General features: G+C 53.1%; 21 protein-coding genes. 13 read left to right on the top strand and 8 right to left on the bottom strand.

Annotation, left to right across the window (positions count from 1 at the left end):
• The first annotated feature begins 4 nt into the window (after window positions 1–4).
• Entirely contained in the window at window positions 5–751 is a 747-nt protein-coding gene (locus PVE98_RS20880; RefSeq protein ID WP_096074017.1) for an SDR family NAD(P)-dependent oxidoreductase, read from the top strand.
• Window positions 752–824: 73 nt separating this feature from the next.
• Window positions 825–2,282 (top strand): MFS transporter, encoded by a 1,458-nt coding sequence (locus PVE98_RS20875; protein WP_033748539.1) that lies wholly within the window; start codon window positions 825–827, stop codon window positions 2,280–2,282.
• Between the two features lie 142 nt (window positions 2,283–2,424).
• On the opposite strand, the gene PVE98_RS20870 is transcribed toward PVE98_RS20875, so the two are convergent.
• The 7 genes from PVE98_RS20870 to PVE98_RS20840 form a co-directional block, all read right to left on the bottom strand.
• Window positions 2,425–3,396, bottom strand: a complete 972-nt coding sequence (locus PVE98_RS20870; RefSeq protein ID WP_096074018.1) for a hydroxyacid dehydrogenase — start codon at window positions 3,394–3,396, stop codon at window positions 2,425–2,427.
• A gap of 158 nt (window positions 3,397–3,554) precedes the next feature.
• Complete coding sequence (locus PVE98_RS20865; RefSeq protein ID WP_096074019.1) at window positions 3,555–4,394, bottom strand: PTS system mannose/fructose/sorbose family transporter subunit IID; 840 nt, start codon at window positions 4,392–4,394, stop codon at window positions 3,555–3,557.
• The gene (locus PVE98_RS20860) at window positions 4,387–5,184 is read right to left on the bottom strand and encodes a PTS sugar transporter subunit IIC (protein WP_096074020.1); all 798 of its coding nucleotides are present in this window, start codon (window positions 5,182–5,184) and stop codon (window positions 4,387–4,389) included. Before PVE98_RS20860 ends, PVE98_RS20865 begins: the two co-directional genes overlap by 8 nt.
• A gap of 9 nt (window positions 5,185–5,193) precedes the next feature.
• Window positions 5,194–5,691 carry a PTS sugar transporter subunit IIB gene (locus tag PVE98_RS20855; RefSeq protein WP_096074021.1) on the bottom strand — a complete coding sequence of 166 codons (498 nt, stop codon included), beginning with the start codon at window positions 5,689–5,691 and terminating at the stop codon, window positions 5,194–5,196.
• Window positions 5,692–5,703: 12 nt separating this feature from the next.
• Window positions 5,704–6,882 (bottom strand): glycoside hydrolase family 88 protein, encoded by a 1,179-nt coding sequence (locus PVE98_RS20850; RefSeq protein WP_096074022.1) that lies wholly within the window; start codon window positions 6,880–6,882, stop codon window positions 5,704–5,706.
• Entirely contained in the window at window positions 6,879–7,361 is a 483-nt protein-coding gene (locus PVE98_RS20845) for a PTS sugar transporter subunit IIA (RefSeq protein WP_096074023.1), read from the bottom strand. Before PVE98_RS20845 ends, PVE98_RS20850 begins: the two co-directional genes overlap by 4 nt.
• Before the next feature lie 164 nt (window positions 7,362–7,525).
• Window positions 7,526–10,129: a sigma 54-interacting transcriptional regulator gene (locus PVE98_RS20840; protein ID WP_096074024.1), complete on the bottom strand. Its 2,604-nt coding sequence runs from the start codon at window positions 10,127–10,129 to the stop codon at window positions 7,526–7,528.
• Window positions 10,130–10,562: 433 nt separating this feature from the next.
• Here PVE98_RS20840 and PVE98_RS20835 point away from each other — a divergent pair, with 433 nt between their 5' ends.
• The 11 genes from PVE98_RS20835 (at window position 10,563) to PVE98_RS20785 (ending at window position 20,695) form a co-directional block, all read left to right on the top strand.
• Window positions 10,563–11,312, top strand: coding sequence for a GntR family transcriptional regulator (locus PVE98_RS20835; RefSeq protein WP_313619793.1), 750 nt, complete (start codon window positions 10,563–10,565; stop codon window positions 11,310–11,312).
• A gap of 10 nt (window positions 11,313–11,322) precedes the next feature.
• Window positions 11,323–11,796, top strand: a complete 474-nt coding sequence (locus tag PVE98_RS20830) for a PTS sugar transporter subunit IIA (protein WP_096074027.1) — start codon at window positions 11,323–11,325, stop codon at window positions 11,794–11,796.
• Window positions 11,793–12,080, top strand: a complete 288-nt coding sequence (locus PVE98_RS20825) for a PTS sugar transporter subunit IIB (RefSeq protein WP_096074028.1) — start codon at window positions 11,793–11,795, stop codon at window positions 12,078–12,080. Before PVE98_RS20830 ends, PVE98_RS20825 begins: the two co-directional genes overlap by 4 nt.
• Window positions 12,081–12,155: 75 nt before the next feature.
• Entirely contained in the window at window positions 12,156–13,514 is a 1,359-nt protein-coding gene (locus tag PVE98_RS20820) for a PTS galactitol transporter subunit IIC (protein WP_313619790.1), read from the top strand.
• On the top strand, window positions 13,507–14,991 hold the full coding sequence (locus PVE98_RS20815) for an L-fuculokinase (protein WP_096074030.1): 1,485 nt from the start codon (window positions 13,507–13,509) through the stop codon (window positions 14,989–14,991). The genes PVE98_RS20820 and PVE98_RS20815 overlap by 8 nt, the downstream gene beginning before the upstream one ends.
• A 62-nt stretch (window positions 14,992–15,053) precedes the next feature.
• A complete protein-coding gene (locus PVE98_RS20810) occupies window positions 15,054–15,914 on the top strand; it encodes a class II aldolase (RefSeq protein ID WP_096074031.1) in 861 nt (286 codons plus the stop codon).
• A gap of 9 nt (window positions 15,915–15,923) precedes the next feature.
• Window positions 15,924–16,193, top strand: a complete 270-nt coding sequence (locus tag PVE98_RS20805; RefSeq protein ID WP_096074032.1) for an HPr family phosphocarrier protein — start codon at window positions 15,924–15,926, stop codon at window positions 16,191–16,193.
• Between the two features lie 558 nt (window positions 16,194–16,751).
• Window positions 16,752–17,330, top strand: coding sequence for a DUF4142 domain-containing protein (locus tag PVE98_RS20800; protein ID WP_096074033.1), 579 nt, complete (start codon window positions 16,752–16,754; stop codon window positions 17,328–17,330).
• 391 nt (window positions 17,331–17,721) lie between these two features.
• Window positions 17,722–19,044, top strand: a complete 1,323-nt coding sequence (locus tag PVE98_RS20795; RefSeq protein WP_096074034.1) for a glycoside hydrolase family 10 protein — start codon at window positions 17,722–17,724, stop codon at window positions 19,042–19,044.
• 107 nt (window positions 19,045–19,151) lie between these two features.
• Entirely contained in the window at window positions 19,152–19,388 is a 237-nt protein-coding gene (gene hipB / locus PVE98_RS20790) for a type II toxin-antitoxin system antitoxin HipB (RefSeq protein ID WP_033748518.1), read from the top strand.
• Window positions 19,388–20,695: a type II toxin-antitoxin system HipA family toxin gene (locus PVE98_RS20785; protein WP_033748516.1), complete on the top strand. Its 1,308-nt coding sequence runs from the start codon at window positions 19,388–19,390 to the stop codon at window positions 20,693–20,695. Before hipB ends, PVE98_RS20785 begins: the two co-directional genes overlap by 1 nt.
• Before the next feature lie 10 nt (window positions 20,696–20,705).
• On the opposite strand, the gene PVE98_RS20780 is transcribed toward PVE98_RS20785, so the two are convergent.
• Window positions 20,706–21,482, bottom strand: a complete 777-nt coding sequence (locus PVE98_RS20780; protein WP_096074036.1) for an ABC transporter ATP-binding protein — start codon at window positions 21,480–21,482, stop codon at window positions 20,706–20,708.
• Between the last annotated feature and the right edge of the window lie 53 nt (window positions 21,483–21,535).

The following is a 21,535-nucleotide window of genomic DNA, read 5'->3' as shown; positions in this document are numbered from 1 at the left end:
AAACATGCACAAATTAAAAGATAAAGTTGCCCTTGTTACCGGTGGCTCCAAAGGTATCGGAGCAGCGATTGCCCGTCAGCTGGCGGCTGACGGTGCGCAGGTTATCGTCAATTACGCCTCAGACAGAATCGGTGCCGATAAGGTCGTGGCCGATATTGAAGCCGCCGGTGGACGGGCTGTGGCGGTAGCGGCGGATGTCACCCGCCAGGCAGAGGTCCAGGCGCTGGTCAACGCAGCCATCGACAACTTCGGCCACCTGGACATTGTGGTGAACAACGCCGGCATTTATCAGTTCGCCCGGATTGAGGAGAGCACCGAAGCACTCTATCGCAGGCAGTTCGATATCAATGTTCTGGGACCGCTGTTAGTGACCGCCGCCGCCGCGCCGCACCTCGGTAAAGGCAGCAGCATCATTAACATCAGTTCCTTCGTCACCCGCGTTTTTATTGCAGAGAGCGCCATCTACAGCGGCGCCAAAGGTGCTATCGACGCCATCACCGGCGTTCTCTCTAAGGAACTTGGTCCACGCGGCATCCGCGTCAACGCGGTCAACCCTGGCCTGATTGAAACGGAAGGCAGCCATAGCGTCGGCGCGATGAACTCGGACTTTCAGACGTGGAATGAAGAGCAGACGCCGCTTGGCCGCATCGGCCAGGTGCAGGATGTTGCGCCAATCGTCTCTTTTCTCGCATCGGACGAGGCGCGCTGGATCTCCGGCGAGGTGATTCTGGCCTCCGGCGGTATGCGCTGAGCCCCGAGGCGTCACACCCTATTCTGCCATTACCCTGCGTCCCTTAGCGGGGTCTGTTCCAAAGGAGTGTTCTATGTCGGCACATAGCCTCACGCAAGCCGAGCCGCGTCGCTGGGCGATGTTTATCATTCTGCTGGTCGGTGCCTTTCTGCCGCCGCTCGATTTTTTTATCGTTAACGTGGCGCTGCCTGCTATTCAGAGCAACCTGGGCACCTCTTCCTCGGCTGAACAGCTGGTCATTTCCTCCTATGCCGCCGTATATGCGGTAACGCTCATTACCGGCGGTCGTCTGGGCGATATTTACGGTCGAGGAAAGATGTTTTTTCTGGGGCTTATCGGTTTTGCCGCCGCATCGCTGCTGTGCGGTTTAGCCTGGTCGCCGTGGGTGCTGATTACCGGACGCATATTGCAGGGCGCCACGGCCGCTATTATGGCGCCCCAGGCGCTGGCCTCCGTGCAGGCCATTTTCCCGGAGGCGGAGAAGCCGTTAGCGCTGAGTATTTATGGTGCCGTATTTGGTCTGGCCTCCGTAATCGGACAGGTGTTGGGCGGCATCCTGATTGCAGCAGACCTGTTTCACCTGGGATGGCGGGCAATTTTCCTCGTTAACCTGCCGGTGGCGCTGCTGGTCATGCTTTTTGGCCTGCCGTTGCTTAAAGAAACGCGGGCGCCATCGGCACAGCGGCTCGATCCTGTCGGTATGCTGCTGGCCACCCTGACGCTGAGCGCGCTGATTGTGCCGTTGATTGAAGGCCGTGAGGCGGGATGGCCCTGGTGGACCTGGCTGTTATTCGTTGCTTTCCCGCTGCTGGCCGCGTGGTTATGGCGTTATGAACGACGCCTTAGCCAGAATGGCGGTTCGCCGCTGCTTGATCCCGCCGTGTTACGCGCGCCTGGTCTGGGCCAGGGACTGGCGATCGTGCTGCTGTTTTACTCTATCGGCGCCTTCTTTCTGCTGTTTTCTGTTTATCTGCAGGGCGCGCTGCACTTAAACGCCCTGACCGCAGGTACGCTTTTTCTGCCCTTTGGCATCGGCTTTCTGATTGGTCCATTACTGACGCCGTACCTGAGGCGTTTTGTCGGAAACTACCTTAGCGCCATCGGGATGGGATTCGAGACTTCAGGGTTAGCGGGCCTGGCATGGTTGATCGCCCATACGCTGACGGGCACGCCTCCTGCTATGCTGCCGCTCGCGCTACTCCTGTTTGCCACCGGTCTGGGCCAGGGGCTGGCGATGCCAACGCTGGTGCGGATGGTGACAGGCCAGGTTGCGCCAGCGTTTTCAGGTATGATTGCCGGCGTGACCAGCTCGGCGCTACAGATCAGCACGGCGCTGAGCGTCGCCGTTATCGGCGGCATTTTTTACAGCCTATTGGGCACCCGCTATAGCGAAGCGGATATCGCCCATGCCTTTATCGTCGCCCTTCTGGCAATGGCCGTCTGCCTCGCGACGGGCGCAGGGCTGAGTATCCGGCTAATTCGGCGCGCCTCTGCGCCCTCTGCCGCCCGGCCCCGCTTTTCCCTCAAGTAAGATAATAAGCGTTAGCTGGCTGAGCGGATGCCCGTTTGATTCGCCAGCCAGCTGGGAGGCCGCTCCTTTCCTCTTTAAGAGATGGAATAAAATGACACTGATATTGACCAATACTGAGTGAAATGAACTGATGCATGTAACATTATTTATATATATCCTTGCCGACTTCATACCATAAGGCCTCCTTATTTTTCCAGCGCTCAAAATCTTCCAGAATATAGTCTGTCAGGCGCCCGACTTCATTATTCAGCGCTCCTGCAATATGAGTGGTTAACTGCACGTTCGGCAAGATATAGAGAGGAGAACCCGCCGCCGGAGGTTCAGGCTTCGATACATCAAGCAGTGCAGTCAGATCGGGACGCTCCTGTAAAACAGCGATTAAATCCGCTTCATTTACCTGCATGCCACGGCCGGTGTTTATAAAGACAGCGCCAGGGCGCATCAGACGGAATAATTTTGCATTCAGCACGCCAGCGTTATCAGCCCGATTAGGTAAATGATTACTGATGATAAAGGCAGTAGAAAATGCCTGTTCCAGGCTTACCTCTCTTTTCTCTTGCCTGGAGGGCACGACAACGGTTTCAAGATTAAACGGTCGCAGAAGGTGCTGCAGAGCCTGTGAAATGGCGCCCCCGCCTATGAGCGCTACTTTTTCCTGATATATACCAGGGGCCTGATGATGATGGGCCAGCGCATCAAACTTTTCCGGATGAGTATACTCTCTGCTATTGCGGAAATAGCCTTTACATCCAAGCAATATTTGTGCAAGACAAAACTCGGCGACAGGGATAGCATTGGCTTTCCATGCGCTCACAATCCTGACGCCTCTTGATATAAAAGGCGCAGCGAAATAGTCCGTTGCGCCTGCGGCATAAAACACAATCTTTAGCGCGGGCAAGGCATTCAGCTGTTCTTCCGTCAGCGGAAACATTCCCCAGGTAGAAAAGATGACATCGACGTGGCGAAGCTGATCCTGATGTTGTTGAAAATTGTCTGGCGTAATTAACCTGGGAAATAAGGATGTTTTGTTTCTGACGCGCTTTAGCACCTCGTCAGAATATACCTGTCTGAATTTTTCAGGTTGCCGTGAGAACATCGCTGCTGTCCAGGACATATTATCTCCGTGGGTCTGATTTAAAGGCGCAATATAAAATTCACAGCCATCTGCAACTTAACTGCAGATGGCTGACTGTTGTCATGGTTCGCGTTCTGACAAAATTGCGGAATAAAGGAAAAGACGTTGAATGTGTCCCCTCTTCCGAGGGGACAGGATTAAATAATGCCGATGCCTGCGGCACCAAAACCTATAACAATCAGCATGATCAGTACCTTATTAGGACTGACTTTTTTGTTGAGTAATTTCAGGCACAGCAGAACCAGCAGCAGCGGGATAAGACCCACACAAATTTTGTCGAGAATGTCCTGGAGGACAAAAGGTTGACCGGCAATGGTGGTTTTAAACGTCGTGGTAAATTTCACCATACTGGCGCTCATCGCGCCGACCATCATCAGTCCCATTATGGTGGAAGCTCTGGTTATACAGCCCAGAAGCCCGGACTGCGTGGCCTCCGTAATATATTTTGACCCGAGTCGATATCCCGCTACGCCAGCGTAATAGCGCAGCAGTAAACTGGGAATGTTATAGATCAGCAGGAACAATAGCGGACCGAGCAGGTTCCCCTGCGATGCCAGCCCGATAGCAACGCCGGTGGCGATAATTCGCAGCACGCCGTAAAAGAAAGAGTCTCCTATCCCGGCAAAGGGTCCCATCAGTGCTACCTTGATACCATTAATGCTAGAGGTATCAAAGTCAGGGTTGGCCGCATTCTCTTTTTCCATCGACAGCGTCAGTCCCATAATAAAGGGAGCGATGTGCTGGTTGGTATTAAAGAACTGGCTGTTGCGCTTCAGTGATTCCAGATAACGATGTGGTTCGTTTGCATAGATTTTTTTCAGCATCGGCGCCAGCGCCCAGCCATAGCTTAACCCTTCCATGCGGGTGTAGTTCATCGATCCCAGCAGAGGAAACTGGCGAATAAAGAGCTGACGGAATAGTTTCTTGTCACTTTTTTCATCGCTACAGGCGACGACATTTTTTAGCGTATCAGTCATTGAAAAACCCGTCCTTATCGTCCGCCGGAGCAGCTGCTACCGCTGCCTGCTTATTGATTTTAAGCTGGTTGAATTCGTTAAAGCAGAGATAGACCGCAACAGAGCCGGCAATCATGGCAATCCCCATAACTGGCAGCTGCAAATAAGCCGCCATCGCAAAACCGATAAAGAAGAAGGCCGCCAGATTACGGCTCCACAGCGCTTTAAGCAGAATGGCAAAACCCAGCGCAGGGAGAATGCCGCCTGCGGCCGTCATACCGCGCATGACGGCCGGGGGAATGCTATCCACCAGGCTGCGGATCACGTCGGTGCCAAATAAAATGCCGAGGAACGCCAGAACAGCAAACGGAACGCCGTAGAACATCGTCATGCCAAACGTCATTCCTAGCGCAGCCCGATCGCGGCCTTCTTCCAGAAGTGCGTCGTATTTCTCCACCAGAGCGGTATAAACCAGTTTAAGCACCTGGTAGACAAAGACGGCCAGTAGACTAATGGGTAGCGCCAGTGCGACCGCAACGGCCGGTTCGGCGCGAGTAAGGAGAGTAAAGGCTGTCGCCAGTACCGAACCCACGGCAAGATCTGCAGGCACCGAGCCGCCAATAGTGATGGTGCCAAGAAAAATCAGCTCCAGCGTGGCGCCAATAATGATCCCCTGCTGCAGATCCCCCAGCACCAGTCCCACCATCGCACCGCATATTAATGGACGTTCGATAAGGGGCTGGCCAAGGGTATGATCGGCAAATTTGGCAATGTACATCACCAGCGAAACAAGCAATGCAGAAGTTAACATGTTGACCTCTCAGCAGCCGACGTTTTCAAGCATCTCAATCAGGTCTTTCACCGGATGAGACGGCAGAACCTGGTATTCAACCTTTATGCCCCGCTCGGCAATGGCGCGAAAATCAGCGGCGTCTTCGGGCGTTACATAGACGGTATCGCTGAGCCGGGTTTTAGCCGCCAGGTTTTCGGTGATGCGGCCATAATTGGCTACATTCAGGGTCTTGATCGCTGGAACCTGCTCAACCAACCGACGGGCATCAGCGGCATTGTTGATAATCACCATAATTTGCATGCCCTCGGCACGGGGATCGTTCAGGACATCGCCGGCATCTTTTACGGTCATAATGCCGCACTTAGCGGTCTCCGGCGCGGCCATACGCAGCGACATTTTTTGTACCTCGTTATTAACGATCTGGTCGTTAGCCACCAGGATACGGTTGACGCCCAGGTGCCTGGTCCAGACGACGGCCACCTGGCCGTGAATAAGCCGATCGTCAATGCGAACTAAAGAAATCATGTGCAGCTCCGTTTAACAAAAGTAAGGGGTCCAGATGCGGGAAAGGCGAACCAGGGCTTCAAAGTAAAAGTAATCGCCCCACAGGTTAGGTTCGTTTATTCCCATATTGCGGCCAAAGTTATAAACACCTTCCCGCAGCAGGCCGTCTTGCTGATGGATGAAGTAATGTTCCCGCAGGTTGCGCATTATTAGCGCGATGGCATTGTGATAGGCCGACCGCAGAGGATCGGCCAGCGGCAGGACCTTTAACAGTTCTGCGAGACCGCAAGCGGCGATAGCGGCTGCAGAGGTGTCCCTGTATGCCTGGTCCCGCTCTGTAAAAATAAGATCCCAGTAGCAGACATAATCATCCGGCAACCTGTTCAGGAAGTAGTGAGTAAGGCTTCGCGAAAGTTCCGGCTGCGTAATATCGCCGGTATGGTTGAACGCCAGCGCAAAGCCATATATTCCCCACGCCTGGCCGCGCGCCCAGCACGAATCATCGCTGAACCCCTGATGGGTATCGCCGCGCAGCGGTTGGCCGGAATGGACATCCATATACCAGGTATGGAATGTAGATGCGTCTTCCCGTACAAGGTATCGTGCCGCCTGCGCCAGATGCTGAGCGGCCGCGTCTCGATAATGCACGTTGCCGGTCTCATCTGCCGCCCAGAACAGCAGCGGAACGTTTAGGTTGCAGTCAATGATCATCCGTCCCTGGCGAGCAGAATCGGCCAAATCCCCCCAGGCCTGAATAACGCCCGCGGTGGGATTGAACCGCTGATAAAGCAGCTCAGCCGCTCGCAGGGCAAGATTGCGCGCACGTCTGTTTCCGGTAAGTTTCCACGCATTCACGCAGGAAAGCAGATATAAAAATCCCAGGTCGTGTGTGTCTACCTTGATATGTTTATCGAGACGCTCTTCAAAACTGTCGAGCAGGTTTTCAGCCGCCGCGCGATATTTATTGTCGCCCGTGACTTCCCAGGCCAGCCACAACATGCCGGTCCAGAATCCTTCCGTCCAGTCCACTTGCTCAACCGCCGGATAAACCCCCGCTGTACCGCTGGCGGCAGGAAAAGTTGAGGAAAAGCGCGGCAGCATGGCATCCAGCTTTTTCAGCACGTCGGCAATCGCTTCGCTCAGCCATGCTTTATCCAGGTTGGTCTGAGCATCGATATAGCGGGAATTAAGCGGCTCGCGTCTGATAGTCATCGTCCACTCTCCTCAGCGAAGAAATCGTCGTTGCGCGCTGGCTTCTCTGATGGCGCGGCATCTCTGGCGGCAATAATTTCCGGCAGAACATTCATGTATTGCATCGCCTCTGTCGCAGCGGCAATCGCGTCATGCAATCGAAGCACGGTAGTGCTGTGTTCTGACATGCAGAACTCCATCAGCATGATTAGATTCGCGCCGCTGATGACATGCGCATGGGGATATTTAATGAGCATCTGTACCGCGGTGTTGTTTACGCTGCCACCAGACATATCGGTAAACAGCACCAGTTCATTCCCCTGCGCGGCAGCCCGAGCGGCCATCTCCTCAAAGCGTGCGGCAAGCTCTGCTGTTGAGCCGATATCGCCGCAGTAAGCGCAGAGAGGCGTAACGCCATGATCCTCGCCCAGCAGCAAATTCAGGCCCGATACGATACCCTCGGCATAGCGCCCGTGAGTGGCGATATAGATCTCTCGCATTCCATATTCCTTTCTAAGACAAATGATTTATTTCCCTTCAGCAAGAGATATGCCAAAATTGTAATCTATTGATTTTCAATGTAATTTAAAGGAAGATTTTAGTGTTTAAAGCGGAGATGCAATCAGTGTCGAAGGCCCTGCCGGAAAACCGGCAGGACGATTTTTTAGGCCGGTGTGTCAACCGCGATCCAGGGTTCCATAATTTCATAGATCATCAGGATTTCTGTCAGGGGGAGACTGAGATGATATTTTCGGTTAAGGGCCTGGAAAAACGTATCGTGCACCGCGGCGAAAGCCTGCTGCTGGGGCGTCAGCGCTGCTTCCTCCCGGTGGCGCACGCCGTTATTGACCATCACGCGTTCGATCATCAGGGCGATGTGCATGAAGAGATTCATCCGCAGATAGCTTTCAAAATGAATCTTATAAAACTCTTCGTACTGCTTAATCACAGCTTCGACTTCATTAATAATCACTACCGGGTTGAGGAAACTTAGCCGTCCGGCAATGCCCTCCACGGTAAAAAGTTTCACGATCTCCTCAATCATGGGTTCCAGCGCGCCTTCCGGTAATAGCCCGTTAAAATAATCGCGCTTCAGTATCTGCGCCCTCTCCTTAATGAGCTGTTCGACACTGAGCAAAGGGATATACCCCGCCTCCAGTTCCGTTGTGGTCACGATTAGCCGGGTACCATTAAGTGAGGGATCCGCATGGTTAATCTTCCATTTCAGATCGTCATATTCCATTGTGACAATGTCGAGATCCTCGCGTACCAAAAATCGCAGGAAGATATCTTTCAGTTTGCGAGAAATCCCCTCGCCGGATATACAGGAAATAATGATTTTGTTTCCTGGCAGCACGCCAGCGTAGTATCTGGTTTCCACCTCGTAAGCGCCTTGCGCGCTTTCAATAATCTCCGCCATCGAAAGCTGCTGCTGGATTTTTGAAGCAATATCCAGCGCCATCATCGTTGATACATTGTTGATAACCAGCAATTCGCCGTGCAGATGAAGTTTTATCTCCTCATATATTTCTTTCAGCGATCCCATATCGACCAGAATAATGAGTCCAGCTCCTTGCCTTAGCCGAGAGACATGCGCGATCAACAGGTCGATAATTTCACGAGTAGAGGTCGCGCCTGGCATATCGAAGGCTTTAAAGTAATAGCCGCCGCTCAACTGGTTGGCGACTCCTGCGATGCTGCTAGCCGTACTCCGTCCATGGGCGACAATAATGCCTTGGACAGGATCGTCCTCTCCGGCAAGAGTATGAAAAGCACAGCTCAGTAAAGGACGCAGCAGCGGCAGCGGCTGGGGAGTGACGTGCTCTTTCAGCAGCGCCATGCACTCTTCAGCCAACATGCTGGCTTTCCCGGACGCATAGTCTGAAATAGCGCTGAGTTCAGACAGCGTTTTTTCATCCTGTATGGTGTGCAATGCATAGCTCAGACACAGCCACAAGGTTTTACGCAGCTCCTGCCCTGTCTGAATACCGCACTGATCCTCCAGATCCCTCACCGCCCGCATCGTTTTTTGCCAGATATAGCCGCTATAGAGCGATTCTGAAGAGAAGGTGCCGTTAATATCGGTCAATAACTGTTCCAGCTTGCGGTTTAGCAGCAGTATGTTTCCGCTATGGCAAAATTCCTTGAGAATAACCTCATCATGCAAGGCTTTTGGCAAAAACGCGCTGATATCCGGTATTCCACTTTTCGCCGTGGCAGATGCGACCAGTACGCCTCCACCCGGCAAGCTGCCCTGAAGAGCGATCGCTCCGCAGTCAGAGGCGTTGCTCCACGCCGTCGCGCACATCACTTTTATCTGGTTCTTTAGTTCGCCAATATTGCCACGTACCGGCGATGTGGCAAGCTGATGCATCAACTGGGTATCATAGTGAATATCCCGCTGCAGACTCACGGCCTCCTGCTGGAAGAAATGGCTAATTTGGGCGATACGTTCGGGCAGTGGGCGGGAAAGATAATTGGGCAAAGTTACCCTTATTGGAATGCGTCGACGGAAAGTGGTGAGCAAAACAGTCTCGATATTTTCCGTCGTGGCGAAGATAAAACGTATGCTGGCAGGCCGACATGTGCGACTGTCGCCAAGGCGATAGAAATAGCCCTTATCCATAAACATAAACAGCTTTTCCTGGTTTTCTGCAGATAAACGATGCACCTCGTCCAGAAACAGAAAACCTCCATCGGCCTCATCAAATACGCCGCGTTTTTCACGATCGGCTCCGGTGAAAGCCCCTCTGATATAGCCAAACAACGTGGCGGAGAGCAGTTCCGGGTTATTGGCATAATCAGCGCAGTTAAGCTCAACAAAGGGAGCCGTCGAATGGATGACGCCACGCTCCAGCGCATACTGATAGACCAGTGAAGCCAGGTGGCTTTTACCCACGCCGCTTTCCCCGGCAAACAGTATCGGCAGCCCGCTGCCGGGGTAATCTACGGCGGAACGACACAAGGACACGGCTTCAGCAAGGCTGCCGTGGCAGCCAATCAATGAAGCGAATGCGCGTGGCATTTTATTTAGAACAGCCGGCGCCGAGGCCTTATCCGAAAGGCCACGGACGATAAAAAAGCGTACCGGCCGCGTATTTTCTTTTCGCAAATATCCATCATCGCACAGTCGGTTCAGATAATGGCTGACCACACTGCGGTTGATTTGGGCGATTTTGGCGCACTCCTGCGCCGTAAAGCCAGCCCCGCCGCCTGCGTAATGAGCGACAAGATTATTAAAGAGTTTTTCCTTTGCAGACAAAGCCATACAAATATGTCCCCGATTAACAGGAATTAGTGTCGAAATTTTAAAGAGAATTAGACGCTGATTCGAAAGCCAGACACTGCTACTGTCAACGCTAATGGAAAGAATTGAAATGTCGTTTCATTATTAATGTGACGTTGTTCTCACTCCGCATAGTCAAAGCAATGCCGCCGCAATAAACGAAAATGACTTGAGCTCTGCATAATTTTCACATAAGTGCTGCTTCCCCGATATTTCCCTGCCTGTAAGCCACTGCTATTTTCATCTCCATCCGCAGGAAGCAGTAATTATGTGATCGATATCTCATAAAATTGATCCTGTTTTGAACCTCAAAACTGTGACTCCTTCGCATCTCATTTTTATCGAAATTTCTTATGATGATTTTCAGGTTGTACATAGTTGTCCATAGACAACCCTAAATGTTCAGGTGCGCGCCATGAAAACATTAAGCAAAAGTTCTCAAACCCCGCTCTATCAGCAGGTCGCGGAGTGGATAAGGGAAAGCATTTATAGCGGCGAGCTGGCCGAAGATGACCGGATCCCTTCTGAATATCAGATTATGGATATGCTGGAGGTGAGTCGCGGCACCGTTAAGAAAGCGGTTAACCAACTGGTCAGGGAAGGTATTTTGATCCAGGTTCAGGGCAAAGGCACCTTTGTGAAAAAGGAAAACGTTGCCTATCCACTGGGGGAAGGATTGCTCTCCTTTGCTGAAGCGCTGGCCAGTCAAAAGATAAATTTTACAACCAGCGTGATTACCGCCCGACTTGAGCCAGCTAATCGTTTTGTTGCGGATAAATTGAATATTAGACAGGGGCAAGAAGTTTTGTTTCTTGAGCGCCTGCGCGCTATTGGGGATGAAAAAGTCATGTTGATTGAAAACCGCATCAACATTGACCTTTGCCCCGGCATCATAGAAGTGGATTTTAACAAAGAAAATTTATTTCCAACTATCGAAAGACTCTCTGATAAAAAAATAAGCTTTTCTGAAAGTCGCTATGCCGCTCGACTGATTGGGAAAGAGCGTGGCCATTATCTTGACATTGCTGAAGATGCGCCGGTTCTCCATCTTGAACAGCTTGTTTTTTTCTCAAGAGGCCTGCCTGTTGAGTTTGGAAACGTCTGGCTAAAAGGGAATAAATATTATCTTGGCACCATTTTACAACGCCGGGATGCTAACGAGTAACGAGGTAATCATGCAGGACATACATTTTCGTCGACATTATGTTAGACACATTGCAACAAAAACAAGCCGGGATGACATTATCAGGGCTCTGGCCAATCCATTAGTTCTCGATGGGATGGTTGTCTCTGATTTTGCCGACCACGTTATTGCGCGAGAGGAAAAATTTCCGACAGGCCTCCCGGTAACACCGGTAGGCGTCGCTATACCCCATACCGATCATAAGCATGTTCGCCAGAATGCGATTAGCGTCGGCATTCTGGCGGAAGCGGTGAGTTTTGAAGATATGGGCGGAGAACCCGAGTCCGTTCCCGTCAGAGTGGTATTCATGCTCGCGTTAGGTGAAAGCAATAAACAGCTTAATGTGCTGGGCTGGGTTATGGATGTTATCCAGGATGAGGATTTTATGCAGCAGTTGCTGGTCATGAATGATGATGAAGTTTATCAGTCTATTTACGCACGTATATCTGAAAGAGGTGAATTATGAGTCAAATGATTTTGTTCGTTTGTGCCACGGGCATTGCAACCTCCACGGCAGTAACAGAAAAAGTGATGGAATATTGTAAGGAAAATGGGCTTAAGGTCGATTATGCCCAGACCAATGTCGCGTCGCTTCCAAATAATACTGATGGCGCAACGCTGATTGTTTCCACAACAAAAGTTCCCTACGAGCTTAATATCCCGGTCGTAAATGGCCTGCCAATCATTACAGGCGTCGGAGAAGAGAAAGTACTGGAGAAAATAGTTTCTATTCTTAAAGAGAAAGCCTAATCCTATAAATATAAAAACAGGTAAATTATCCAGGCGCTAACGCGAGGTCTGGTCGCATCTGAACAGAGGTCTCACATGAAAGATATAGCACATACTCTTTATACCGTTGTGCAATATGTCCTTGGATTTGGCCCAACGGTTTTATTGCCACTGGTTCTGTTTTTTCTGGCATTATTTTTCAAAGTCAAACCAGCAAAAGCCCTTCGCTCATCATTGATAGTCGGCATCGGCTTTGTCGGTATTTATGCCATTTTTGACATTCTTACCAGCAACGTTGGCCCTGCTGCGCAGGCAATGGTTGAGCGAACCGGTATCAGTCTTCCTGTTGTCGATCTGGGCTGGCCGCCGCTGGCCGCGATCACATGGGGTTCTCCCATTGCGCCGTTCGTCATCCCCCTGACCATGCTGATCAATGTCGCCATGCTGGCGCTCAACAGGACCAGAACGGTGGATGTGGACATGTGGAACTACTGGCACTTTGCGCTAGCGGGAACGCTGGTTTACTACAGTACCGGAAGTTTTATGTTGGGACTTCTTGCAGCTGCGCTTGCGGCAGTCGTGGTTCTCAAGCTGGCGGACTGGTCAGCGCCGCTAGTCGCAAAATATTTTGGTCTGGAAGGCATCTCGCTGCCAACGCTCTCATCTGTCGTTTTCTTTCCGGTAGGGCTGCTGTTTGACCGGATAATAGACAGAATCCCTGGGCTGAATCGCATTCATATCGACCCTGAGAACGTCCAGAAAAAGCTGGGGATCTTTGGGGAACCCATGATGGTGGGCACCATTCTTGGGGTTTTACTGGGCATTATTGCGGGTTACGACTTTAAACATATCCTGCTGCTGGGGATTAGCATCGGTGGCGTCATGTTTATTCTTCCCCGCATGGTACGCATTCTAATGGAAGGTCTGCTGCCTCTGTCTGAGGCAATCAAGAAATATCTGAATGCTAAATATCCAGGGCGCGACGACCTTTATATCGGACTGGATATCGCAGTAGCAGTAGGCAATCCAGCCATTATTTCTACGGCTCTGATACTTACGCCCATTTCCGTGCTTATCGCTTTTCTGCTCCCTGGTAATAAGGTTCTGCCGCTTGGCGATCTCGCGAACCTGGCGGTAATGGCATCCATGATTGTCCTGGCCTGCCGGGGAAATATTTTCCGGGCTGTAATCACCGCCATTCCTGTTATCGCCGCTGACTTGTGGATCGCAACCAAAATTGCGCCATTTATTACCGGCATGGCGAAAGACGTTAATTTTAAAATGGCTGAAGGGTCAAGTGGTCAGGTATCCAGCTTCCTTGATGGTGGTAATCCCTTCCGTTACTGGCTGCTTGAAATATTCAACGGCAATATCATTGCTATCGGGTTAATCCCCGTGGTTGCTCTAATGATTTACGGTGTCTTTCGCCTGACAAAAGGAACGGTCTATGCCTGATTGCCGCGCAGCGCTTGTCATTGATATTGGCACAACTAACTGTAAAGTCAGCTGTTACTCCTGTCACGACGCATCAGTTCTGGAGACCCGAAAATTTCCGACGCCTGTTAAGTCGTCTGAGAAAGGCGAGGTCGATTTCGATATCGACGCGCTTTGGCAGGCGCTACGCGTGATAATGGCAGAGCTGATATCTTCGACACCGTTTCCGATACACAATATTAGCATTGCGAGTTTCGGCGAGTCTGGCGTCTTTGTCGATGAGGAGAATACTATTCTGACTCCAATGCTGGCCTGGTATGATCGGCGAGGTGAATCTTACCTCTCGTCATTAAGCAAAACAGAGGCTGAAGAGATTTACTCTATTACCGGATTGCCTCTACACAGCAATTACTCAGCATTCAAGATGCGATGGTTGCTTGATAATTACTCACTGCATGGACGAAAAGATATTTGCTGGTTACATGCGCCAGAAGTGCTGCTGTGGCGCATGACGGGTGAAAAAAAGAGTGAAATTTCCATGGCCAGCAGAACCCTGTGTCTGGATATTACTCGCCGTAACTGGTCTCGCAAGGCTGCCGGGATTCTTGGCATTCCCTTCAATGTACTGGCTCCGCTGATAAAGCCGGGTGAAATAGCTGGCTGGATGACGCCTGCGCTCAGAAAGGAGCTGGGATGTTCATATGAGGTTAAAGTCACGCTCGCCGGGCACGATCATATGGTTGGCGCTCGCGCCTTACAGATGCAACCGGGCGAGGTACTGAACTCTACCGGCACTACAGAAGGTATTTTACTGCTCAATACGCAGCCGACGCTTAATGGTCAGGCTCGCAAAGACAAGCTGGCAAATGGCTGTTATTCCGATGGAGAGTTTTTCACCCTTTTCGCTTCTCTTCCCGTTGGTGGCTATGCGCTTGAATGGGGCAAGAAAACCTTTCGTTTGACAGACAAGGAAATTAACGCTGCGCTGGAAATGCTTTTGGATCACTACCTCAAGCCCTCCTGGTCTATCGAACAAGTGCCTGTATTCATCCCTCATTTGCGGGGTTCAGGGTCGCCAAATAAAAACCGCCACTCTCGCGGCCTGCTTTTTGGTTTGACCGATACGCTGGCTCCGGAATCTCTCCTGGAGAGTCTGTTTATCGGGCTGGCAATGGAATTTACACATTGCTATGAATGCTTCAGCCTTCCGGCAAATACGACGGTTAAAGTGATTGGCCCTGCGGTGAAAAATCCCTACTGGCTTCAGCTAAAAGCTGACATCCTTCAATGTCCGATCGAGGCGATAGCATTTGATGAAACCGTCTCTGTTGGGGCCTTGCTGATAGCCTGTCCGGATATTACTCCCCCGCCGGTTCCTGTAGCTGCGCGCTATATTCCTGACGCCCTTCGCTCTGCGAAGTTGAAACTATTTCAGCAGAAGTGGCTTGCATTCTACCGCTTTAAACTGCAACAGGAGGGATCGATTACTAATGAATAGCGCTGACGACTCGGTCTTTCGCTAATTTACTTTCTTTATCCACATTAATATCTGGAGTTAATATGCCTTTAGTCAACGGTAGGATCTTGCTCAATTGTATTCAGGAGAAACGCGTGCTTGCTGGCGCGTTTAATACTACTAATCTGGAGACCACAATCTCTATTCTTAATGCGATAGAGCGTTCGGGCTTGCCTAATTTCATTCAGATCGCGCCAACGAATGCGCAGCTTTCCGGATACGATTACATTTATGAAATTGTTAAACGGCATGCCGATAAAATGGACGTTCCTGTCAGTCTGCATCTGGACCATGGGAAAACGCTGGGCGATGTTAAGCAGGCGGTCAGGGCCGGATTTACGTCGATAATGATTGATGGTGCGGCTTTGCCATTTGAAGAAAATATTGCTTTTACCCGAGAAGCTGTCGATTTTTGTAAATCTTTTGGCGTGCCCGTCGAAGCGGAACTGGGCGCTATTCTGGGTAAGGAAGATGACCATATCAGCGAGGCTGACTGCAAAACTGAACCCGAAAAGGTACAGCGCTTCGTTGAAGAAACGGGGTGCGATATGCTGGCGGTATCTATTGGCAATGTCCACGGACTGGAAGATATCCCGCGCATTGATATTCCCTTACTGCAACGTATCGCTTCCGTTAGTCCGGTACCGCTGGTCATTCATGGGGGTTCTGGTATTGAAGCGGATATTCTGCGCAGTTTTATTAATTACAAAGTAGCCAAAGTGAATATTGCGAGCGATCTGCGCAAAGCCTTTATCACCACCGTTGGTAAAGCCTGGGTAAACAATAATAACGAGGCCAATCTGGCGCGCGTTATGGCGAATGCAAAGCAGGCTGTCGAAGAGGACGTTTACTCTAAAATCCAGCTGATGAATAAACATCACCCCGCACTCTACAAAGCCTCTTGAGGAGAAAAGATGATTAGACAAAAAGTGCGCGTTATCAATAGCACAGGTATTCATGCGCGCCCCGCCGCAACGCTTGCCAAAATCGTCAAAAAATATCAGTCGTCATTAACGCTGGTTAATAATGATAAAGAGATTCCTGTTAAGGGGATGATGAGTATTCTCGGCGCGGGTATCAAGGGAAACACCATGATTGATTTAATTTGTGACGGGCAGGATGAACTGGCCTTTATGAATGAATTAAAATCTGCTTTTGCTGATGGTTTTGGTGAGCCCTTGTAGTGAAATCGTCGTCATAGGGTGCAGTAGGTTGTAGAAACTTGCTGCACCGCTTATTTCAAGCCAGTGTAAAGTGATGGAACCGGCGTCAACAGGGCATATAGGCTGGCTAACGCCTGAGCTGCAAATATAAGCGCGCCAGACAGAATGGCTACACCAAAAGCAGAAGACGCAATCAAATACTCTACCAGTTATCTTCTCTGTAATGATTAAAAATCTGCGGCCACCTGATTGGGCGAAGCATATATTCTATTAAAGGTTCCCGACTATCAACATGGTACGATGGCAGCAATCTCTTTTTCTGTCATCTGGCGCTCGTTCAATACAAGTCGATCCCTAATCAGCAGCTATGCGCGCTGCGCTGATCTTCACGACCTTATTGCCGCAGGATTTAGCATGCCAGTGACCTTCAGCTCGTGCTTATTAGCTCGCGCTTTCGTCATTTCTATAGCCTCACATTGTTCTCCCACTATACTCACTAGTGCACTTCTGATTTCCCTACAAGGTTGTCCGGGGTTAATAGCCTGACGCCAGCCACCCTATAAGTATCTGGAGAACAATATGCACAAGAATAAAACCCTGAAAGCCCTGCTGACCGCATCGGCAGTAGTCGCCATGTTTAGCACGGCTGGCGTGTATGCCCAGACGCCAACCAGCCCGGCGCAGAACGGCGCCGCAGGCCAGACCGCATCAGGCGGCAAACTCAGCGCCGGCGATGAAAAAGCGCTGAAGGATATGGCGCAGGCCAATATTAATGAAGTCGCTGCCGCCAAAATCGCGCTGAATAAAGCGCAAAGCAGCGAAGTGAAAGCCTACGCGCAGAAAATGGTCGACGATCACGGCGCCGCTTTGACCAAAGTCCAGACGGTCGCCGAGCAAAAAGGCGTGACGCTGCCGACGGAGCCGGACGCCAAACACAAAACCATGGCAGCGAAACTGGAAAAAGAGAGCGGCACCGCCTTTGACAAGATGTATATGACAAATGCCGGCACTATGGACCACAAGATGGTGCTGTCAAAACTGCAGAGTGACGCCAAAAATATTAAGGATCCGGATGTGAAAACCCTGGCTGACGCGCATACGCCGGTGGTCGAGGAGCATCTGAAGGCCGCTCAGCAGATGTCGCAGGCTGGCAAGTAAACAGCTTGCTCGGTAGTAGCAAGGTCCTGTGACCTGAGTTCAACGGGTTACAGGAAAACAGATCACGAGTGTCAGCGTTGAGGAAGCGGGACGGCCGCTCTATTAAAGTGCCGATTGATGTTCGCCTGTATGCCGTCACAATCTGACACTCACTCCTGGAATTTATCCGCAGCAGACAGACTTGATGCCCCAAAGAGGGCGAAGCACCGCGTCTGACACAGAGCGGACATCCTTCACCTCGTATGCAACCTTCCCCTCTTATCCGCTCCTCTGCAGGTTGCTGTTCCCCTTTTTACTCAAGACAACGCATTCCGATAAGCGGTTGACTTACGCTACGATAACCAGAGAATGATGCTCTCCGGATAGTTAGCGATATGAAAGGGAGTTTACCATTAGTCATTCCACCGTCACCTTCTGCGCGGCGCGCAAAAAACTGCTGATCGCCGTCGCGCTGTTGCTGGCCGGCTGCGCCTCCGAGCCGCCCAAATCGCTGGTCACGCCCTTTCCCGCCGCGAAACCGCAGCCGCAAAAAGCCACGCCGGCAGCCGCGCAGCAGCCGGTACGCGGCGTCTGGCTGGCGACCGTTTCCCGTCTCGACTGGCCGCCGGTCAATTCGGTTAACGTCAGCAGCGCCACGCAGCGCATTCAGCTACAGCAGCAGGCGCTGACGGCCAAGCTCGACAGGCTGAAAAGCCTCGGCATCAACACGGTCTTCTTTCAGGTCAAGCCGGACGGCACCGCGCTCTGGCGCTCGGACATTCTGCCCTGGTCCGATATGCTGACCGGGACTATCGGCGCCGATCCCGGCTACGATCCGCTGATGTTTATGCTGGATGAGGCGCACAAGCGCGGCATGAAAGTGCACGCCTGGTTCAATCCCTACCGCGTCGCCGTCAATACCCGTCCGTCAACCCTTGCCGAGCTGAACCGCACCCTGTCGCTGCATCCCGCCAGCGTCTATGTGCTGCACCGCGACTGGATCCGCACCGCAGGCGATCGGCTGGTGCTGGATCCCGGCATCCCGGACGCGCGTGACTGGATCACCAGCATCGTAGCGGAAGTGGTCAGGCGCTATCCCGTCGACGGCGTGCAGTTCGATGATTACTTCTACGCAGAGACGGCCGACTCGCCGCTTAATGATGCACAGACCTGGCGTACATACGGCCAGGGATTCGCCACGAAAGCGGACTGGCGGCGGCACAACACGCAGCTGCTGATTGAGCAGGTGTCGCGCACCATCAAGCAGATTAAACCGCAGGTGGAATTCGGCGTCAGCCCGGCGGGCGTCTGGCGTAATCTGTCGCACGATGCAGCAGGCTCCGACACGCGCGGCGCGGCTGCCTACGACGAAGCCTTTGCCGATACCCGACGCTGGGTGCAGCAGGGGCTACTGGACTATATCGCGCCGCAGCTCTACTGGCCCTTCGCGCGACAGGCGGCGCGCTACGACGTGCTGGCGCACTGGTGGGCGCAGGTGGTGAAGCCGACCCATACGCGCCTTTATATCGGCGTCGCGCTCTATAAAGTCGGCGAGCCGTCGCGTACCGAGCCAGACTGGACGGTAGAAGGCGGCGTGCCGGAGCTGAAGAAGCAGCTCGATCTGAACGAAAGCACACCGGGCATCGACGGCACCATTCTGTTCCGGGAAAACTACCTTAATCAGCCGCAGACGCAGCCCGCCGTTCGCTATCTGCAGCAGCGCTGGGGCGGCTGATTTATCCCCAAGTAAGGATACGCTTTACTTTATCCTTTAGTGGGTATATTTTCTGGTTTACCCCCAGGCGGGGATAGCTGCATCCCCGCCTTTTATCAGGAGCGGCGATGATATACAGCCCCAAACAGCTGGCCCAGCTGATCCGGCTTGAACGGCAGAAGCGCGGCTGGACGCAGAGCGATTTGGCGCGCCGGGTCGGCATCAAGCAGGCCACGGTGTCGAACTTTGAAAACAATCCTGACAAAACCACGCTGACGACGCTGTTTAAGATCCTGCAGTCGCTGGAGCAGGAACTGGTGATCCAGGGTAAATCGGCGCAGAACGGCAAGGAGCTTGACTGGTAATGGATCGGCTTATCGCCTGGATGAACGGCGAGCGCGTCGGCACCCTGACGCGACAAAAAAACGGCGCGCATCTTTTTCAGTATGAGGCGAGCTGGCTGAGCAATCCGCTGGCGCGGCCGCTGTCGCTCTCGCTGCCGCTGCAGTACCCCGCTATCGCCTCGGTCAGCGTGATTAACTTTTTCGACAACCTGCTGCCGGACAATCCGCGCGTCAGGGAGCGCATCCTAAACCGCTATCGGGCGAAATCGATGCAGCCGTTCGATCTGCTGCGGGAAGTAGGCCGCGACAGCGTCGGCGCGGTGATGCTGCTGCCCGAAGAGGCCGCCGCGCCCGATCTTGCGGTGCGTTATGAAACGCTCGACGCTGCGCGGCTGGAAAAAATCCTCTCGGCCTACCAGAGCGATATTCCGCTGGGCATGATCCCGGAAGAGCGCGATTTCCGCATCTCCGTGGCGGGCGCGCAGGAGAAAACCGCGCTGCTGCATACCGATCGGGGCTGGGCGATCCCCCAGGGTCCGACGCCGACCTCGCATATCATCAAGCTGCCGATCGGCGAAATTAAACAGCCCTTCGCTACCCTCGATATGCGCGACAGCGTGGAAAATGAGTATGTCTGCTTGGCGCTGGCGCGTGAGCTGGGCTTCCGCGTGCCCGACGCCAGTATTATTACGGCAGGCAGGCTGCGCGCGCTGGCGGTCAGACGATTTGATCGCCGCTGGAGCGCCGACGGCGCCCGGCTGCTGCGTCTGCCGCAGGAAGATATCTGCCAGAGCCTCGGCCTCGCCTCGGCGACCAAATATGAGTCTGACGGCGGCCCGGGCATCGCGACGATCATGTCGCTGCTGATGGGATCCAGCAATGCGCTTGAGGATCGCGACGATTTTATGAAGTTTCAGGTGTTTCAGTGGCTGATCGGTGCCACAGATGGACATGCGAAAAACTTTTCTCTCTATATCGAGCGCGGCGGCAGCTACCGGCTGACGCCTTTCTACGACATTCTTTCCGCTTATCCGGTGCTGGGCGGCGCGGGTCTCAATATCCGCGAGCTGAAGCTGGCAATGGGTCTGAGCGCGTCGAAAGGTAAAAAGAGCGAAATCGATAAAATCTTTCCACGCCATTTCTTCGCCACGGCTGAAAGCGTGCGCTTCTCCAGGGAACGGATGGCGCAGATCCTTGCCTTCTTCGCCGAGGCGCTGCCCGTCGCCGTGACGCGCGTCAGGGCGCAACTGCCTGCGGCTATTCCGCCAGCGATCGCCGACGCCATCTTCGACAACGCGCTGAAAATAGCGGCGCGCCTGACGAAATAAGCGGCATTTGTCAGGCGGCGGCCTGCTCCGCGCTCAGCAGCGCCAGCACCCGGCTGCGCAGCGCCACCAGCGCCGGATCGTCGCGGCGGCGCGGATAGGCCTGCTCGACTTCGATCACGTCCAGCACCCGCGCCGGACGCGAGCTAAAGACCACCACACGATTCGCCATCACCAGCGCCTCTTCCACGTCGTGCGTCACCATCAGCGTGGTGAAGTTCTGCTCCTGCCAGAGATCGACAATCTCCTGCTGCATGCGCAGGCGCGTCAGCGAGTCAAGCTTGCCGAGCGGCTCGTCGAGGATCAGCAGGCGCGGATGGTTGACCAGCGCCCGCGCCAGCGCGGCGCGCTGCGCCATGCCGCCAGAGAGCTGATGCGGCCAGGCGCGCGCGAACTCTTGCAGCCCGACGCGACGCAGCATGGCGTCGATGCGGGTCTGCGCCGCCTGTTTGCTCTCGCCGCGGATCTGCAGCCCCAGCCCGACGTTGTCGTACACCGTACGCCACGGATAGAGCGTCGGATCCTGAAACACCACCACGCGCGACGGATGCGGCGCGGTGATGGCGCGCCCCTCTTCCGCCAGCACGCCGCTGGCGGGCTGCTCAAGCCCCGCCAGCAGGCGCAGCAGCGTCGACTTGCCGCAGCCCGACGGCCCGAGCAGCGCGACAAATTCCCCCGGCCGCACCTGCAGGCTGATATTTTCCAGCACCGGCAAATCGCTGCCCTCCAGCGTAAAATGGTGGCTGACATTTTCAATATCGATATTTACGCCTGCCGCTTGCGTCGCCATAAAATAGTCTCCGAAGTCCGCTTAATAACCTCATAAATAGCACGCGCCTCGCG

This window comes from Pantoea sp. GABEPS69 (genome assembly GCF_045780835.1).
GTDB lineage: Bacteria > Pseudomonadota > Gammaproteobacteria > Enterobacterales > Enterobacteriaceae > Pantoea > Pantoea septica.
This window is presented reverse-complemented; position numbering and strand designations above follow the sequence as displayed.

What these genes read in the sequence shown, in the direction of transcription:
- PVE98_RS20880 (WP_096074017.1), top strand. Translation starts at nt 5, where the DNA reads ATGCACAAATTAAAAGATAAAGTTGCCCTTGTTACCGGTGGCTCCAAA.
- PVE98_RS20875 (WP_033748539.1), top strand. Translation starts at nt 825, where the DNA reads ATGTCGGCACATAGCCTCACGCAAGCCGAGCCGCGTCGCTGGGCGATG.
- PVE98_RS20870 (WP_096074018.1), bottom strand. Translation starts at nt 3,396, where the DNA reads ATGTCCTGGACAGCAGCGATGTTCTCACGGCAACCTGAAAAATTCAGA.
- PVE98_RS20865 (WP_096074019.1), bottom strand. Translation starts at nt 4,394, where the DNA reads ATGACTGATACGCTAAAAAATGTCGTCGCCTGTAGCGATGAAAAAAGT.
- PVE98_RS20860 (WP_096074020.1), bottom strand. Translation starts at nt 5,184, where the DNA reads ATGTTAACTTCTGCATTGCTTGTTTCGCTGGTGATGTACATTGCCAAA.
- PVE98_RS20855 (WP_096074021.1), bottom strand. Translation starts at nt 5,691, where the DNA reads ATGATTTCTTTAGTTCGCATTGACGATCGGCTTATTCACGGCCAGGTG.
- PVE98_RS20850 (WP_096074022.1), bottom strand. Translation starts at nt 6,882, where the DNA reads ATGACTATCAGACGCGAGCCGCTTAATTCCCGCTATATCGATGCTCAG.
- PVE98_RS20845 (WP_096074023.1), bottom strand. Translation starts at nt 7,361, where the DNA reads ATGCGAGAGATCTATATCGCCACTCACGGGCGCTATGCCGAGGGTATC.
- PVE98_RS20840 (WP_096074024.1), bottom strand. Translation starts at nt 10,129, where the DNA reads ATGGCTTTGTCTGCAAAGGAAAAACTCTTTAATAATCTTGTCGCTCAT.
- PVE98_RS20835 (WP_313619793.1), top strand. Translation starts at nt 10,563, where the DNA reads ATGAAAACATTAAGCAAAAGTTCTCAAACCCCGCTCTATCAGCAGGTC.
- PVE98_RS20830 (WP_096074027.1), top strand. Translation starts at nt 11,323, where the DNA reads ATGCAGGACATACATTTTCGTCGACATTATGTTAGACACATTGCAACA.
- PVE98_RS20825 (WP_096074028.1), top strand. Translation starts at nt 11,793, where the DNA reads ATGAGTCAAATGATTTTGTTCGTTTGTGCCACGGGCATTGCAACCTCC.
- PVE98_RS20820 (WP_313619790.1), top strand. Translation starts at nt 12,156, where the DNA reads ATGAAAGATATAGCACATACTCTTTATACCGTTGTGCAATATGTCCTT.
- PVE98_RS20815 (WP_096074030.1), top strand. Translation starts at nt 13,507, where the DNA reads ATGCCTGATTGCCGCGCAGCGCTTGTCATTGATATTGGCACAACTAAC.
- PVE98_RS20810 (WP_096074031.1), top strand. Translation starts at nt 15,054, where the DNA reads ATGCCTTTAGTCAACGGTAGGATCTTGCTCAATTGTATTCAGGAGAAA.
- PVE98_RS20805 (WP_096074032.1), top strand. Translation starts at nt 15,924, where the DNA reads ATGATTAGACAAAAAGTGCGCGTTATCAATAGCACAGGTATTCATGCG.
- PVE98_RS20800 (WP_096074033.1), top strand. Translation starts at nt 16,752, where the DNA reads ATGCACAAGAATAAAACCCTGAAAGCCCTGCTGACCGCATCGGCAGTA.
- hipB (WP_033748518.1), top strand. Translation starts at nt 19,152, where the DNA reads ATGATATACAGCCCCAAACAGCTGGCCCAGCTGATCCGGCTTGAACGG.
- PVE98_RS20785 (WP_033748516.1), top strand. Translation starts at nt 19,388, where the DNA reads ATGGATCGGCTTATCGCCTGGATGAACGGCGAGCGCGTCGGCACCCTG.
- PVE98_RS20780 (WP_096074036.1), bottom strand. Translation starts at nt 21,482, where the DNA reads ATGGCGACGCAAGCGGCAGGCGTAAATATCGATATTGAAAATGTCAGC.